This is a genomic window from Streptomyces sp. NPDC005551 (genome assembly GCF_042871785.1).
Classification (GTDB): domain Bacteria; phylum Actinomycetota; class Actinomycetes; order Streptomycetales; family Streptomycetaceae; genus Streptomyces.
Window position 1 is genome coordinate 55,995 of record NZ_JBIAJE010000014.1, and the last position, 15,401, is coordinate 71,395.

At 71.1% G+C, this 15,401-nt stretch carries 14 protein-coding genes and 1 riboswitch; of the genes, 2 read left to right on the forward strand and 12 right to left on the reverse strand.

All coding sequences use genetic code 11. The features are described 5' to 3' along the window. Positions 1-185: 185 nt before the first annotated feature. Positions 186-1,727 (reverse strand): amino acid permease, encoded by a 1,542-nt coding sequence (locus ACFYP4_RS31320; RefSeq protein ID WP_358852658.1) that lies wholly within the window; start codon positions 1,725-1,727, stop codon positions 186-188. A 55-nt stretch (positions 1,728-1,782) separates the two neighbouring features. After that, on the reverse strand, positions 1,783-2,739 hold the full coding sequence (locus ACFYP4_RS31325; RefSeq protein ID WP_358852659.1) for a hypothetical protein: 957 nt from the start codon (positions 2,737-2,739) through the stop codon (positions 1,783-1,785). Between the two features lie 262 nt (positions 2,740-3,001). Here ACFYP4_RS31325 and ACFYP4_RS31330 point away from each other — a divergent pair, with 262 nt between their 5' ends. Further along, positions 3,002-3,667 carry a hypothetical protein gene (locus ACFYP4_RS31330; RefSeq protein ID WP_358852660.1) on the forward strand — a complete coding sequence of 222 codons (666 nt, stop codon included), beginning with the start codon at positions 3,002-3,004 and terminating at the stop codon, positions 3,665-3,667. Positions 3,668-4,103: 436 nt separating this feature from the next. Beyond that, complete coding sequence (locus tag ACFYP4_RS31335; RefSeq protein WP_388790044.1) at positions 4,104-5,966, forward strand: AAA family ATPase; 1,863 nt, start codon at positions 4,104-4,106, stop codon at positions 5,964-5,966. A gap of 141 nt (positions 5,967-6,107) precedes the next feature. On the opposite strand, the gene ACFYP4_RS31340 is transcribed toward ACFYP4_RS31335, so the two are convergent. The 10 genes from ACFYP4_RS31340 to ACFYP4_RS31385 all read right to left on the reverse strand — a co-directional run bounded on the left by ACFYP4_RS31340 (position 6,108) and on the right by ACFYP4_RS31385 (position 15,382). Then, a complete protein-coding gene (locus ACFYP4_RS31340) occupies positions 6,108-7,196 on the reverse strand; it encodes a hemolysin family protein (protein WP_358852662.1) in 1,089 nt (362 codons plus the stop codon). Next, entirely contained in the window at positions 7,193-8,527 is a 1,335-nt protein-coding gene (locus ACFYP4_RS31345; protein ID WP_358852663.1) for a hemolysin family protein, read from the reverse strand. Before ACFYP4_RS31345 ends, ACFYP4_RS31340 begins: the two co-directional genes overlap by 4 nt. Before the next feature lie 233 nt (positions 8,528-8,760). Continuing rightward, entirely contained in the window at positions 8,761-9,216 is a 456-nt protein-coding gene (locus tag ACFYP4_RS31350) for a PH domain-containing protein (protein WP_358852664.1), read from the reverse strand. 20 nt (positions 9,217-9,236) lie between these two features. After that, a complete protein-coding gene (gene hisG / locus ACFYP4_RS31355; RefSeq protein WP_358852665.1) occupies positions 9,237-10,094 on the reverse strand; it encodes an ATP phosphoribosyltransferase in 858 nt (285 codons plus the stop codon). Positions 10,095-10,151: 57 nt separating this feature from the next. Continuing rightward, complete coding sequence (locus ACFYP4_RS31360) at positions 10,152-10,424, reverse strand: phosphoribosyl-ATP diphosphatase (RefSeq protein WP_121404457.1); 273 nt, start codon at positions 10,422-10,424, stop codon at positions 10,152-10,154. A 34-nt stretch (positions 10,425-10,458) separates the two neighbouring features. Beyond that, positions 10,459-10,944, reverse strand: a complete 486-nt coding sequence (gene ribH / locus ACFYP4_RS31365; RefSeq protein WP_358852666.1) for a 6,7-dimethyl-8-ribityllumazine synthase — start codon at positions 10,942-10,944, stop codon at positions 10,459-10,461. A gap of 61 nt (positions 10,945-11,005) precedes the next feature. Further along, positions 11,006-12,295, reverse strand: coding sequence for a bifunctional 3,4-dihydroxy-2-butanone-4-phosphate synthase/GTP cyclohydrolase II (locus ACFYP4_RS31370; protein WP_358852667.1), 1,290 nt, complete (start codon positions 12,293-12,295; stop codon positions 11,006-11,008). Next, positions 12,292-12,936, reverse strand: a complete 645-nt coding sequence (locus ACFYP4_RS31375; RefSeq protein ID WP_358852668.1) for a nicotinamide mononucleotide transporter family protein — start codon at positions 12,934-12,936, stop codon at positions 12,292-12,294. The genes ACFYP4_RS31370 and ACFYP4_RS31375 overlap by 4 nt, the downstream gene beginning before the upstream one ends. Then, positions 12,933-13,568, reverse strand: a complete 636-nt coding sequence (locus ACFYP4_RS31380) for a riboflavin synthase (protein WP_388790051.1) — start codon at positions 13,566-13,568, stop codon at positions 12,933-12,935. Before ACFYP4_RS31380 ends, ACFYP4_RS31375 begins: the two co-directional genes overlap by 4 nt. A 156-nt stretch (positions 13,569-13,724) precedes the next feature. Then, positions 13,725-13,855, reverse strand: a riboswitch (FMN riboswitch). 321 nt (positions 13,856-14,176) lie between these two features. Further along, positions 14,177-15,382: an ROK family transcriptional regulator gene (locus ACFYP4_RS31385; RefSeq protein ID WP_388790053.1), complete on the reverse strand. Its 1,206-nt coding sequence runs from the start codon at positions 15,380-15,382 to the stop codon at positions 14,177-14,179. Positions 15,383-15,401 lie beyond the last annotated feature (19 nt).

Sequence of the window (15,401 nt, forward strand, 5' to 3'; positions counted from 1 at the left end):
GGGCCTCGCCGCGCCCACCAATATTGGTCGGGACCACTGGCACGACCTGCGCGTCCCCGAGCCGGTGACCCCGGACGTGCCGAACGTGCCGAACGGGCCGGACGGGCCGGGCTTGCCGGACGGGCCGGACGGGCCGGGGCCCCGGCGCACAGGAGTGCTGTGCAGCGGGGCCCCGGACGGGTGGGTCAGATGAGGTCCATGGCTGCGACCTCGTCGGGGCGGCCGTAGCTGACCGGCCCCTGGAAGCGGCGGCGCGCGGTGGCGAACCACCACACCGTGGCGATCGCCAGCACCACGGCCAGGGCGATCGAGGCGTAGTTGAAGGTGTCGACGGTGATCGGGGAGGCCTGGGGCAGCATGAACAGCACGCTGCTGAGCAGGATCCAGACCACGGCGAGGATGCCGACGGGCCTGCTCCAGCGGCCGAGGTTCCAGGGGCCGGGCCGGAACTCGTCGCCGAGCCGCAGCCGCAGGAAGATCGGCACGGCGTAGGCGAGGTACAGCCCCACCACGTTGACACTGACGATCGCGGTGAACGCGGTGTGGGACCACCAGCCGGGCAGCACCAGGGCGAGCGAGCAGCCGACCGCCAGCCAGACGGCCTTCACGGGGGTACGGGTGCGCGGCGAGACCGAGTGCCACCAGCGCGAGCCGGGCATCGCGCCGTCCCGGGAGAAGGCGAAGATCTGCCGGGTGTTGCTGGTCAGATTGGCCAGACCGCAGAAGAGCATGGCACCGATCACGATCAGCAGGATCACCTTCGCGGCACCCGCACCGAGGCCGTCCAGGAGGATCTGCACGGGCGGCGCCGAGGAGCCGGCGACCCGGTCGTAATCCTGGACGCTGTACACGAGCGCGAGCATGAGGACGAGACCGGTGATCGCCGAATAGCCGATCGCCCGCATGATCCCCTTTGGCGCGTTGACCGTGGCCCGGACCGTTTCCTCGGACATGTGGAAGCTGCCGTCGAAGCCGGTGAAGGTCCAACTGGTGACCAGCAGACCGAGCATGCCCCCGTAAAACCCGTTGGTGAAACCGGTGTTGTTCGCGAAATGAGTGACGAAAGACGCCGACTGATGATCGTCGGGCATCACGACGAGTGTGCTCACGATCACCACGAGTCCGATCAGCAGCCACCACACGGAGATGCGGTTGAGCAGCGCGACGACCTGGACCGTGTAGGTGTTGGCCAGCCCCTGGAGCACGATGATCAGCGCCGTGATCAGGACCGTCTGGTGGGCGGTCGGCTCGTACGAGGACCACTGCAGTGCGATGAACGCCTGGATGAAGGTGGCGGCCGCGTATCCGGTGGCGGCCGTTCCGCCGACCTGGCCGACGAAGTTCAGCCAGCCCGTGTACCAGGACCAGGCGCCCTTGTGCCGTTTGGCGAGTTTACCCGCGGAGAAATACAGGGCACCGCTCGTGGGATAGGCGGAGGCGACCTCGGCCATGGCGGCGCCGATGAAGAGCACCATGACGGACACCCCGATCCAGCCGAATACGAGAATGCGCGGGCCGCCCGCGTTCATTCCGAATCCGAAAGCCGAGAAAATACCCGAGATGATGTTGATGATGGTGAACGAGATAGCGAAATTGTCGAACGCCTGGAATCGACGCGTGAGCTTTCTCGGATAACCCATCGCATGCAGCGTCGCGTCGTCGTCGAGCTCCGCGGGGACCTCACGGCCGCGTGCTCTCGTGCGAGGGGCCGTTATCCGTTCTGACACAACCGGACCTTTCCTGGGGGAAGAGAGATCTGCCGGGTGGACGGGGAAGGGCGGGTCAGGCGGCTCCGGGCACGGGCAGCCCACAGGACCGCCGGGCGCGGGACAGCTGCTCCTCGGGGTCGCCGAACACGCACCAGGGCATCCGTGACGCGTACGGGCCCATGGCCGTGAAGACGGCGCGGGCCTCGAACTCGCGCTGCGCCATGAAGAGCGCGTGCGCCAGGTACGCCAGGTCGATCACCGGCGTGAACTGGTAACCCGTCACGTGCGGAAGCCAGTTCTGGTAGATGCCGAGCGCCGTGGACCGCCATTGGGGCTGCTCCCAGACCCGGTCGGCCAGCAGCTGCGAGGGGTCGTAGCTCTCGACCAGGGCGACCAGCGGCAGCAGTCGCAGCGGAGAGGAGGCGGGCGCCCGCTGGCTCAAAAAGGCCGCGACGTCCCAGGCCGCGTTCACCGAGCCGCCGTGGCGGGTGAAGAAGAACGCCAGGAAGCGGTGGTGACCCTCACGGTTCCAGGGGTCGAGCCGCAGGATGTGCGAGAAGAGCTGCCAGGGGCCGGGCGGCGCGGTCAGCAGTCCCTGCGGGGCTGGTTCGCGGATCTCGTGCAGCCGGGCCATGGCCAGCTTCGCCACCGCCGGTGTCGGGTCGTACGGCGTCATCGCGGAGGCCCGGTCGCAGGCGGTCACGGCGATGCGCTCCAGCGCCTCGGCCCGCTCGTCCCGGGCGTCGGCGGCGCGCAGTGCCCGCAGGACGGCGACCCGCGCCCACAGCAGGGCGGCTTCCGGGGTCGGCTCCTCGGCCAGCCAGCGTTCCGCGAGATCGGAGTCGGCGGCCTCGGACGCCAGCACCAGAGAGCGATGGGCGCGCAGTCCGAAGTCCCGGCGCGACTCGGCCAGTACCTCGTGCGCACTCAGATAGCGGCCGGCCCGCACGTCCGTGCACACACTCGCGAGCCTGCGGTCGTCGGCCGCCGGGTGCCACACGTACTGCCCCTCGAATAACCCCGTGGTCATGTTCCCCTGTCCGTCCCCGTACTACACCACAGCGGTGCGCCTGTGCCGCCCGCGCTGAAATTCGGTCAGGGCCCGGCCAGGCCCGCACGGACAGCAAACCGAACACTACTCAGCATCACCCAGGACAGGAACGCCACTTCCGAAAAGGCAGGTTGTACCCGTCCTGTCACGAAGGGCCCACGGGAATGGACGGACGCTGATTCGTTCAATTCGACACCATCCCCCTTCCTCCGGATTCAACCGGTATCGACGGCTGTAGAATGTGCAGCCGGAATATGCCACCCCTCGATCCGCCCCGGGAACCGCCATCGACGACCTCGCGTCCCGCATCCGCCTGCTGCCGCCCTCCTGCGGTCCCGTGCGCCTGCTCGGCGTCGACGGACACGCGGGCTCCGGGAAGACGACCTTCGCCGGGCGGCTGGCGGCGGCGCTCGGCGACGCACCCGTCCTGCACCTCGACGACATCGCCACCCACGAGGAACTCTTCGCCTGGACCGGCCGGCTGGACCGTGAGGTGATCGGGCCCCTGAGCCGCGGCGAGGCGGCGCACTACCGCCCCTACGACTGGCACGCGCGGCACTTCGGCCCCGCCCGGACGCTCCCGCCCGCGCCCGTCGTCCTGCTGGAGGGGGTCGGCGCCGGGCGCCGGGCGCTGCGCACCCGTCTGGCGGGGCTGCTGTGGATGGAGTTGCCTCCCGAGGAGGCCTGGGCCCGTGGGCGAGTACGGGACGGGGAGGCACAGGAGGCGTTCTGGGACGGATGGGTCCCGGCGGAACGCCGGCACTTCGCCGAGGACCCCGCACGGCCGTTCGCGGATCTCCTGGTACGGCAGTGCCGGCAGGGATACGAGGTGCTTCCGGGGCCTGCCGGGACCGACGGATCCACCCGAATCCTCACTCACGGTGACGGACCGTCCGCTGTGTGCTGAACTTGTGAAGACCCCTACGGGCGAACCTGTTCGAGTGCCCCAACTCGGCTTGACCCAGGGGCCGTACAGGTCTTACGTTCTGAATGTGCGGCCTTTCGGGGCTGCCCCTCAGACGCGAAGCCCCCGGTTGTTCCCCCGTGATCGGGGGCTTCGTTCTGCCCCGAGCCGGGTTTCGGCACGCCGCTGGCCCCTGTTTGCTCACCCTGGGTCACCGACAGCGAGTGCGCCCCGTCCGCTCCCGCCTCGCAGAACGGGCCGTGCGGCACCCTACGGCCCACCACTCCCCCGCAGGTACGATGCCTTCCGGTGCGACCATCGGACGGCTGCTCTGCGCACCGAGTCAACTCCCGTCCGCAGCACAGCGGTTCGACGCAGGCTGTCGGCGGGTACCGGCCCGTCGGCACACCCATCGGGGGCACGGTTTGTGGGGGACGTGATGGACTTCGGCACGCAGGGCCCACCGGCCCCGGCCGACCTCGCCTGGCTGCGAGGCGTCGACGCCTACACGATGGGCGCCTATCCGCAGGCGGAGGAGGAGTTCCGCGCCGCGGTCCGGATCGATCCCGGGATGGCCGACGGCTGGCTCGGGCTGCACGCGCTGCGGGTGGACACGACCACCGCGCTGCTGCGCATGTTCCGCCACCGGGACCGCTTCGGCGAACAGCGCTCCCGTCACCGGCGCACCCTCAACTCCTGGTACTGGCTCGGCTGGTGGGTGCAGCCGGTGCTGGAGAGCCCGCGCGATTTGCTGCTGGCGCACGCCTCGCACTGGCTCGACGGCCGCCATGTCCCCGAGCTGGACCGGGCGCTGGCGAGCCTGCCTCCCGTCGACGCCGACCCGCAGGTGCGCTTCCTGCACGCCTGCCGCGCCTATCTGGTCAAGGACTGGGAGCAGTTGGTCCGGCACACGGATCCACTGGTCGACGACCCCATGCTGGGCATCGAGGCGGGCCTGTTCGGCGGGATGGCCCGGGTCCGGCTCGAGATGTACGGGCACGCGGAGCCGCTCCTGTCGTCCGCGCTGATGCGTTGCCGCAGCGAGCAGCCGCAGCGCAAGGAACTGCGTTACTGGCTGGCCCGGGCGCACGAGGGCACCGGACGGTCCGCCGCGGCTCTGCCGCTGTACCGGGCGGTGCACCGGGTGGACCCCGCCTTCATGGACACCTCGGCACGGCTGGCGGCGATCTCCGAGGGCGACGGGTACGACGACGCGGCCGACTTCGCGGCGGTCACCCTCTCCGGTGCCGGACAGGACGTGCTGGAGGGGCCGGACGGTGCGGACCCCCTCTTCGGCACGGAGGGACGGGAGTTGAAGCTCTCGGAGCCGGATCCGCCGCCCTCGGGGGGGCTGCCTCCCGAGCGGGACGCGGTACGGGAGAAGGCCGTGATCCCGGTGCAGCCGCCGCCGACCGGGCCGACCGATCCGGCACTCCTGGAGGAGGCGCTCGCCGAGCTCGAGGGAATGGTCGGCCTCGAACCGGTCAAGCGCCAGGTGAAGGCGCTGTCCGCGCAGCTGAAAATGGCCCGGCTCAGGGCCGGCCAGGGATTGCCCGTGCAGCCGCCCAAGCGCCACTTCGTCTTCTCCGGCCCGTCCGGCACCGGCAAGACCACGGTGGCCCGCATCCTGGGCCGGGTCTTCTACGCCCTCGGACTGCTCGGCGGCGACCATCTGGTGGAGGCCCAGCGCGCCGACCTGGTCGGCGAGTACCTCGGCCAGACGGCCGTCAAGGCCAACGAACTGATCGACTCGGCGATCGGCGGCGTCCTGTTCGTGGACGAGGCGTACTCGCTCTCCAACTCGGGCTACGGCAAGGGCGACGCGTACGGCGACGAGGCCCTTCAGGTGCTGCTGAAGCGTGCCGAGGACAACCGCGACCACCTCGTCGTCATCCTCGCGGGCTACCCGGAGGGCATGGACCGCCTGCTCGCCGCGAACCCGGGCCTGTCCTCGCGCTTCACGACCCGCGTCGACTTCCCTTCGTACCGCCCCCTCGAACTGACCGCCATCGGCGAGGTGCTGGCCGCCGACAACGGCGACGTCTGGGACGAGGAGGCGCTGGACGAACTGCGCTCCATCAGCGGGCACGTGGTCGACCAGGGCTGGATCGACGAGCTGGGCAACGGACGGTTCCTGCGCACGCTGTACGAGAAGAGCTGCGCGTACCGCGATCTGCGGCTCACGGGGTATCCCGGGAGTCTGTCGCGCGACGACCTGTCGACCCTGCGGCTGCCGGACCTGATGCAGGCGTACGGGGAGGTGCTGTCCGGGCGGGGGCCGCAGGATCCCTCAGCCCCGTGACGCCCCGGGCCCGGCTTCCACTCACGCTTCTTCGGCCCTCGCCCCTTTCCGTCCCGACTCGGGGCTCCGCCCCGGACCCCGCTCCTCAAACGCCGGAGGGGCTGAATCACATACCTCCAGCCCCTCCAACCTTCGCGTGGGTCAGCTCGCCAGCGCTTCCTCCTGGGGCGCGCTCAGGCGTGGGTCCGTGACGCGGGCGGGCTGCGGCGCGTCGCGGTGGGCGGGGTCGCGGACCTCTCCCACCAGGAGCTCCAGGACGTCCTCCAGGGCGACCAGGCCGAGCACCCTGCCGGAGGCGTCGGCGACCTGGGCGAGGTGCGTCGCGGCGCGGCGCATCACCGTCAGGGCGTCGTCCAGCGGGAGTTCCGCCCGCAGCGTCGTCATGGGACGCCACACGTGCTGCGGCACCGCCCGCTGGGACTCCTCGAGGTCGAGTACGTCCTTCACGTGCAGATAGCCCATGAAGGCGCCGTTCTCCGCGGCCACCGGGAAACGGGAGTAGCCCGTGCGGGCGGTGAGCGCGACGACCTGGCCGGGGGTGACCGAGGGGCCCACCTTCACCAGGGAGCCGGCGTCCAGCAGGACGTCCGTGACCGGGCGGGAGCCCAGCTCCAGCGCGTCCTCCAGGCGCTCCTGCTCCTCGGGTTCCAGCAGTCCGGCCTGGCCCGAGTCCTCGACCAGACGGTTGAGCTGTTCGCTCGTGAAGACCGCCTCGACCTCGTCCTTGGGCTCGACCCGGAACAGCCGGAGGATCACGCGCGCGCAGGCGCCGAGGGCCACGGTCACCGGCCGGCACAGGCGCGCGAAGGCGACCAGTCCCGGGCTCAGCCACAGCGCGGTCTTCTCGGGCGCCGCCATCGCCAGGTTCTTCGGAACCATCTCGCCGATGACGAGGTGGAAGAAGACGACGAGGGCGAGCGCGATGACGTAACCGAGGGGGTGGATCATCCCCTCGGGCAGCCGGGCCGCCTCGAAGGCGGGCTCCAGCAGGTGGGCGACGGTCGGCTCGGCGACCGCGCCGAGGGTCAGCGAGCAGACGGTGATGCCGAACTGAGCGGCAGCCATCATCTGCGGCAGGCGCTCCAGGCCGTACAGGACCTGGCGGGCGCGCGCGGTGCCCAGTGGCTCGATCTGGCTGCGCCGCACGGAGACGAGCGCGAACTCGGCGCCGACGAAGAAGCCGTTGGCGAGGACGAGCAGTACGGCGAACAGGAGTTGGAGCAGGATCATCGGACACCCTCCGCGGCGACCGCGGCATCCGCGGTCCTCACCAGCCGGACGCGCTCGGCGCGGTAGTGGCCGACCTGACGGACCGACAGACGCCAGCCGTCGAGTTCCGCCTTGTCGCCGGGGGCCGGGATACGGCCGAGCAGGTCGGCGACCAGTCCGGCCACGGTCTCGTAGGGTCCCTCGGGCACGACGAGGCCTGTGCGCTGGAGCACGTCGACCCGGCAGCTGCCGTCGACGTCCCACGCGGGCCGTCCGTCCTCCGACGGCGCCACCGCGAGTTCCGGCAGGTCCTTGGCGTCGTGCTCGTCACGGACCTCGCCGACGAGTTCCTCGACGATGTCCTCCAATGTGACCACGCCCGCCGTACCGCCGTACTCGTCGACGACGACGGCGATCGGCTGCTGACTGCGCAGCTGCTTGAGGAGGGGTTGCACGGGCAGGGTCTCCGGGACGAGCAGCGGGGCCTGGGCGATCCGGCCGACGGGGGTGCGCAGCCGGTCGTGCGCGGGCACCGCGAGGGCGTCCTTGAGGTGCACCATGCCGACGATCTCGTCGATCCGCTCCCGGTAGACGGGGAAGCGGGACAGGCCGGTGGCCCGGGTGAGGTTGACGACGTCCTCGGCGGTCGCCGAGGACTGGAGCGCGCTGACCTTCACGCGCGGGGTCATGACGTGCTGCGCGGTCAGCTCGCCCAGCGACAGGGTGCGCACGAAGAGGTCGGCGGTGTTCTGTTCCAGGGCGCCGGCCCGGGCCGAGTGCCGGGCCAGCGAGACGAGCTCGCCGGGGGTGCGGGCGGAGGCCAGTTCGTCGGCGGGTTCGACGCCGAGGGCGCGGACCAGCCGGTTGGCCACCGTGTTCAGCGCGGCGATCACGGGACGGAACAGACTGGAGAAGACGTGCTGCGGGCGCGCGACGAAACGTGCGACCTGCAGTGGACGGGACACCGCCCAGTTCTTGGGCACGAGTTCGCCGATCACCATCTGCACCGCCGAGGCGAACAGCATGCCGACGACCACCGCGACGCCGGGAACGGCGCCTTCGGGGACGCCGATCGCGGTGAACGGCCCGTGCAACAGGTCGGCGAGCGCCGGTTCGGCGAGCATGCCGACGACCAGGGAGGTGATGGTGATGCCGAGCTGGGTGCCGGAGAGCTGGAAGGACAGCTCCTTGAGCGAGTCCACGACCGTACGGGCCCGTCGGTCGCCGGCGGCCGCGGCGCGCTCGGCGTCGGGGCGGTCCACGGTGACGAGGCCGAACTCGGCCGCGACGAAGAAGCCGTTGGCGAGAATGAGCAGGAACGCCGCCCCGAGGAGCAGCAGGGGGATGGTCATGATGCCGCCGCCTCGCTGTGTCGGGAGGGGGCGGCGCAGGTACTACAGGACGATCCGTCCATCGCTGGAGGGAGTCACTCCTCGGGTAGCAGGAGCCCCTGGGAACCGGTCGGCACCACAGGGGCGGAGGCGCAACGAAAACGCCTCCGTCACCAGATTAATCAAGACACGGGCCGGTACGTCAGGGGAGGATCCCCGAGTCGGCCCCGATTGCCTGTGAGACGGCTCTCGGGCTACCCCTCCGGCTGCCCGGCATCGTGGACCGAGCGGGTCTCGGCGAGCGCGCGCAGGGCGCGGGCGTCCTCGACGGCCCGCTGCCTGGCGATGCCGGGCTGGATGCCGAGGGCGGGCAGGCTGGTGCCGTCGCTGAGGTCGAGGAACACCCAGGGGTCGCCGGAACGGAGATTGACCTGGATGATCTCCGGCCAGGACAGGCGCCGCCTGCTGACGATGTTGACGACGGTGACCCCGCTCTCGTCGGCGACCACCTTGGGCCGGGCGAGCAGGACGAGCACGGCACACAGCAGTGCTCCGGTCAGGACGAAGCTGACGCGCTCGCCCGGGCTGAGCTGTTCCAGGAGCATCGCGACGGTGGTGATCACCACGAGGATCGCGACGCCCGCGGTGAGCAGCACGGCCCGGGTGCGGGACGGCCGGAAGGTGACGGGGAGGACGGGCAAATCCGTCATGGGTGTGGTCCGTCCTCCGGTCAGAGCCGGCAGGCGTGGATGGCGGTGGTCAGGATGGCCCGCGCACCCAGCTCGTACAGGTCGTCCATGATCCGCTGGGCCTCCTTGGCGGGGACCATGGCGCGGACGGCGACCCAGCCCTCGTTGTGGAGCGGCGAGATGGTGGGCGACTCCAGACCCGGGGTGAGCGCGACGGCCCGCTCCAGGTGTTCGGCACGGCAGTCGTAGTCCATCATCACGTAGGTCCGGGCGACCAGGACGCCCTGGAGGCGGCGCAGGAACTGCTGGACCTTCGGTTCGGCGTTCTCGTCCACGTCGCCGCCGACGCGGCGGACGACGACGGCCTCCGACTTCATGATCGGCTCGCCGAAGACCTCGAGGCCCGCGTTGCGCAGCGAGGTGCCGGTCTCCACGACGTCCGCGATGACCTCGGCGACGCCGAGTTCGATGGCGGTCTCGACGGCTCCGTCGAGGTGGACCACGGAGGCGTCGACGCCCTTGTCGGCGAGGTACTTGTCGACGATGCCCTCGTACGAGGTGGCGACGGTCATGCCGGTCAGGTCCTCGACCGTGGTGGCCGTGCCGGGCTTGGTGGCGAAGCGGAAGGTGGAGCGGGCGAAACCGAGCGGGAGGATCTCCTCCGCGTTGGCCCCGGAGTCGATGAGCAGGTCGCGGCCGGTGATGCCGATGTCGAGGCGCCCGGAGGAGACGTAGATCGCGATGTCGCGGGGGCGGAGGTAGAAGAACTCGACCTCGTTGACCGGGTCGACGATGCGCAGTTCCTTGGACTCCCGGCGCTGCTGGTAGCCGGCCTCATGCAGCATCTCCGCCGCAGGGCCTGACAGGGAACCCTTGTTGGGGACGGCGATGCGCAGCATGAGGTCGGCTTCCTTCGTTCGTTCGTTCGTGCGTACGGAGCGGGAGCGGGGTACGGCTCAGAGGTGGGCGTAGACGTCGTCGAGGGTGATGCCGCGGGCGACCATCATCACCTGGACGTGGTAGAGCAGCTGCGAGATCTCCTCGGCGGCTGCTTCCTTGCCCTCGTACTCGGCGGCCATCCACACTTCGGCGGCCTCTTCGACGACCTTCTTGCCGATGGCATGAACCCCCTTCCCGACCAGTTCGGCGGTGCGGGAGGTGGCGGGGTCGCCACTGGCGGCCTTGTGCTGGAGCTCGGTGAAGAGCTCCTCGAAAGTCTTCTTGGACATGGTGCTGCCTACCCTACGCGCAAGCGTCCGTGCCTCAGCGCCAGGGTTCGGACACCGAGCGCAGCGTGGCCGCGGTCGCCACGGCGGCGGTGACGGCCTCGTGCCCCTTGTCCTCGCGGGAGCCCTCGATGCCCGCGCGGTCGAGCGCCTGCTCCTCGGTGTCACAGGTCAGCACGCCGAAGCCGACGGGGACGCCGGTCTCGATGGAGACCTGGGTCAGTCCCTGGGTGACGCCCTGGCACACGTACTCGAAGTGCGGGGTGCCGCCGCGGATGACGACGCCGAGCGCGACGATCGCGTCGTAGCCGCGGCCCGCGAGGACCTTCGCGACGACCGGGAGCTCGAAGCTGCCGGGGACCCGCAGGAGGGTCGGCTCGTCGATCCCGAGCTCGTGCAGGGCGCGCAGCGCGCCGTCCACCAGGCCGTCCATCACCTTTTCGTGCCACTGTGCCGCGATGACCGCGACGCGCAGGTCCCCGCAGTTGCGTACGGACAGTTCGGGTGCACCCTTGCCGCTCACGTCTCTCCTCAGCGTTCTCTTCGTGCTCTTGTGCTTCTCGTGCTGTTACTGCTGTTACTGCTTACTGGCTGTTGCAGGCGGACACGGCGGCCGTGTCCAGCCAGGGCAGGTCGTGCCCCATCCGGTCCCGCTTGGTGCGCAGGTAGCGGAGGTTGTGCTCGCCCGCCTGTACGGGCATCGGCTCCCGGCGGACGACGTCGAGTCCGTGCCGGACGAGTGCCTCGCTCTTCTCGGGGTTGTTGGTCATCAGGCGCAGGCTGCGGACGCCGAGGTCCTGGAGGATCTGCGCGCCTGCGGCGTAGTCCCGGGCGTCCGCGGGCAGGCCCAGTTCCAGGTTGGCGTCGAGGGTGTCCCGGCCGCGCTCCTGGAGTTCGTAGGCGCGCAGCTTGGACAGCAGGCCGATGCCGCGGCCCTCGTGCCCGCGCAGGTAGACGACGACTCCGCGGCCCTCGGTCCGGATGGCGCGCAGGGACGTCTCCAGCTGCGGGCCGCAGTCGCAGCGCAGCGAGTGGAAGACGTCGCCGGTGAGGCACTCGGAGTGGATGCGGACGAGGACGTCCTCGCCCTCGCCGATCTCGCCGTGGACGAGGGCGACGTGCTCGACGCCGTCCACGGTGGAGCGGTAGCCGTACGCGGTGAACTCGCCGAAGGCGGTGGGCAGCTGGACCTCGGCCTCACGGCGCACGGTCGGCTCGGCGGTGCGGCGGTAGGCGATCAGGTCCTCGATGGAGATGATCGTCAGGCCGTGCTTGCGGGCGAAGGGGATCAGTTCGGGCAGGCGCAGCATGTGGCCGTCCTCGCCGGCGATCTCGACGATCGCGCCGGCGGGGCGCAGGCCGGCGAGGCGGGCGAGGTCGACGGCGGCCTCGGTGTGGCCGTTGCGGACCAGGACGCCGCCGGACCGGGCGCGCAGCGGGAAGACGTGGCCGGGGCGCACGAAGTCGCCGGCCTCGGACCGGCCCTCCGCGAGCAGTCGGAGGGTGGTGGCGCGGTCGGCCGCGGAGATGCCGGTGGTCACGCCGTGGGCGCCGCTCGCGTCGACGGAGACCGTGAAGGCCGTCTTCATCGACTCGGTGTTGTCGTCGACCATCTGCGGGAGCCGGAGGCGGTCCAGTTCGTCGCCCTCCATGGGCGCGCAGATCAGTCCGCGGCATTCGCTCATCATGAAGGCGATGATCTCGGGGGTCGCCTTCTCGGCGGCGATGACGAGGTCGCCCTCGTTCTCGCGGTCCTCGTCGTCGACGACGACGACCGGGCGGCCGGCCGCGATGTCGGCGATGGCGCGCTCGACGGGGTCGAGCGCGAAGTCCTCGATGTTGTCGGTGCTGTACCAGACGGGCGCCGTGGTCATGCCGGGGCTCCTTCGAGAGTGGGCTGCGGGCTCCGGCGGGAGCGCAGCCACCAGTCGCGCATGCCCCACAGGACGAGCGCGCCGTAGACGACGTAGACGAAACCGGAGAAGGCGAAGCCGTTGGCGAAGTTGAGCGGGACGCCCACCAGGTCGACCAGCAGCCAGGCGAACCAGAACTCGACCATGCCGCGCGCCTGGGCGTACATGGCGACGACGGTGCCGACGAAGATGTACGCGTCGGGCCAGGGGTCCCACGACAGCGTCGGGTAGGCGGTGAACAGGCCGCCGACCGCGAGCGTGCCGACCGCGGCGCCGCCCGCCAGGTACGCGCGCTCGCGCCAGGTGGCGAAGCGTACGGCGATGGAGCCGTCCTGTGCCTGTCCCCGGCCGCGGTTCCACTGCCACCAGCCCCACAGGGCGACGGCCATCACCACGAGCTGCTTTCCGGCGCTGCCGGAGAGGTGGGCCGTGGCGAAGGCGGCGAGGAGGACGACGCCGGACAGGAACTGGACGGGCCAGGTCCATATCGAGCGGCGCCAGCCGAGTGCGAGGGCGATCAGACCGATCGTGTTGCCGATCATGTCGGACCACTTGATGTGCTGGCCGAAGAGCGTGAAGGCCTCGGAGTTGAGCCAGTTCACGATGCCGCCCCCTGGACGCCGGGCCGTGCGGCCGGCTGGTCCGCCCGCGCGCCGAGCAGCCGCTCGACGTACTTGGCGATGACGTCGACCTCCAGGTTGACCGGGTCGCCGGTCTGCTTGAGGCCGAGCGTGGTCAGCGCGAGGGTGGTGGGGATGAGGCTGACGGTGAAGTGGTCGGGGGCGGCGTCGACCACGGTGAGGCTGATGCCGTCGACCGTGATGGAGCCCTTCTCGACCACGTAGCGGGAGAGGTCCGCGGGGAGGGAGATCTTGACGATCTCCCAGTTCTCGGAGGGACTGCGCTCCAGGACCGCGCCGGTGCCGTCGACATGGCCCTGCACGATGTGCCCGCCGAGACGCGCGCCCACGGCGGTGGGGCGTTCGAGGTTGACGCGGGAGCCGACGGACAGGGCGCCGAGACTGGAGCGGTCCAGGGTCTCCGCCATCACGTCGGCGGTGAACTCGTCGCCCTCGTGGTCCACGACCGTCAGACAGACGCCGTTGACCGCGATGGAGTCGCCGTGCTTGGCGTCCTGGGTGACTACTGGTCCGCGGAGCCTGAAGCGGGAGGCGTCGCCGAGGTTCTCGACGGCGGTGATCTCACCCAGCTCTTCGACGATTCCGGTGAACACTTCCCGGGTCCTCCCTGCCTCTTGGGGCACGGACTCCGGGGCCTGTCGATGACGACAGAATCAACGGACGACAACATCAGGGGCGACGCCGGACGGAGGCCCGGCCGCTCGGAAGCGGAACAGACCTACTACGGCGACGTGCGTGATGCCCGCCCGCCGCGCACTGCCTCCCATCCGGACTTTCACCGTCGGTCCAGGAATTTCACCTGGTCAACCGGCCACTGGATGCGGCCGGGTCGCGGACTGTAACCGCCGGTTCGGAATTACACCGACCCCGGAGTGCGCTGCTTCTGGTACAGGGCCAGTGTGCCACGCCTGATCGGCACTCAGACGGGCGAGTCCCTGTGGGCTGGCTCACAGGAGGTTTCCCTGGACACGTCTGCGTGTACCCGGGGAGGTGAACGGCTGTACGGCGAGGTCGGCCCGCAATGGTCCATACCTATTGACGCTTTGGTCTAGTCCTCTTAGGGTCGGCGATCACGACCTCGTCGAGCCCGCCCCACAGCGACCCGGCGGCGGTGACGGAGGCCCTTGCCCCGCCGCCGGGTCTCCCCACCCGGGCCGCCCCCGGGCCCGCCGCGGCGTCGGCGGGCCCGGGGGCGAGCGCCTCAGTGCGGCAGCGGGCCGGGGCGAGCGCCCTGGGCGAACACCTCGTCCTGCGCGCCGTCGCGGGCCGTCAGCAGCGCCCCGCGCAGAACCGCTCCGCCGCCCAGCTTCCCGGCCCGCACCTCGGTCGGCAGCGGCGACATCCGGACGAGCCGCCGCGCGACCCGCGAGGCCAGCGCGTCCCCGCCCGCCTGCCCGGTCTCACCGCCGAGGACCACGCAGCCGGGGTCCAGCACGGCGATGACGGACGCGGCGCCGATGGCGATCCGGTCGGCGAGGACGTCCAGGAAGCGCGCGGACTCCGCGGCCTTCGAGGTGGCCACGGCCCGGCGGACGAGCGCCGCCGCGTGCGGCTCGTACGCCGCGGCGTCCGCCGTGATGCCGTGCCCGGCCGCGAGCGCCGCGACGGCCGCGGACCCCGCAAGGGAGTGGAATCCGCCCTCGCAGTCCGTCGCCGAGGGGAGGACCCGGGTGCCGGGGACCGGGAGGAAGCCGATCTCCCCGGTGCCGCCGGAGGCGCCGCGGCGCAGGGCCCCGTCGAGGACGACGGCGGCGCCGGTGCCGAGGCCGAGCCAGAGCAGGACGAAGGTCCGCCGGTCGCGCGCCGCGCCGTCGCGCTGCTCCGCCAGGGCCGCCAGGTTGGTCTCGTTCTCCACCAGGACGCGGGCGGGCAGGCGTTCCTGGAGGGCCGCGACCAGGCGGCGGTGCCACTCGGGCAGTCCGGAGGAGTCGCGCAGTTCACCGGTGGCCGGGTCGATCAGGCCGGGCGCGCCGATGCCGACCGTGTGCAGCCGTTCCGCGCCCGCCTCCTTGGCCGTCCGCTCGACCAGCGCGACCGCCTGCTCCACGGCGGCCCCCGTCCCCGCGTCGCCGGCGATCGGGACCGACGCCCGGCCGAGTTCCACGCCGAGCAGGTCGGCGACCACGACCGTCACCCCCTCGGTGCGCACGTCCAGTGCCGCCAGGTGGGCCCGGTCGGCGACGATCCCGTACACCCGTGCGTTCGGGCCGCGCCGCTGCTCCCCGGACTCCCCCACGACCGCGACCAGTCCGGCGGCGGTGAGCCGTTCGACCAGGTCGGCGACGGACGGCCGGGACAGTCCCGTGAGCTGCTTCAGCCGGTTCGCCGTCAGGGGCCCCTCCTGCTGGAGGAGGCGCAGGGCGAGCCGGTCGTTCATGGCCCGGGCGGTGCTCGGAGATGCGGGCATGCCGGGATCCTTCCAGATC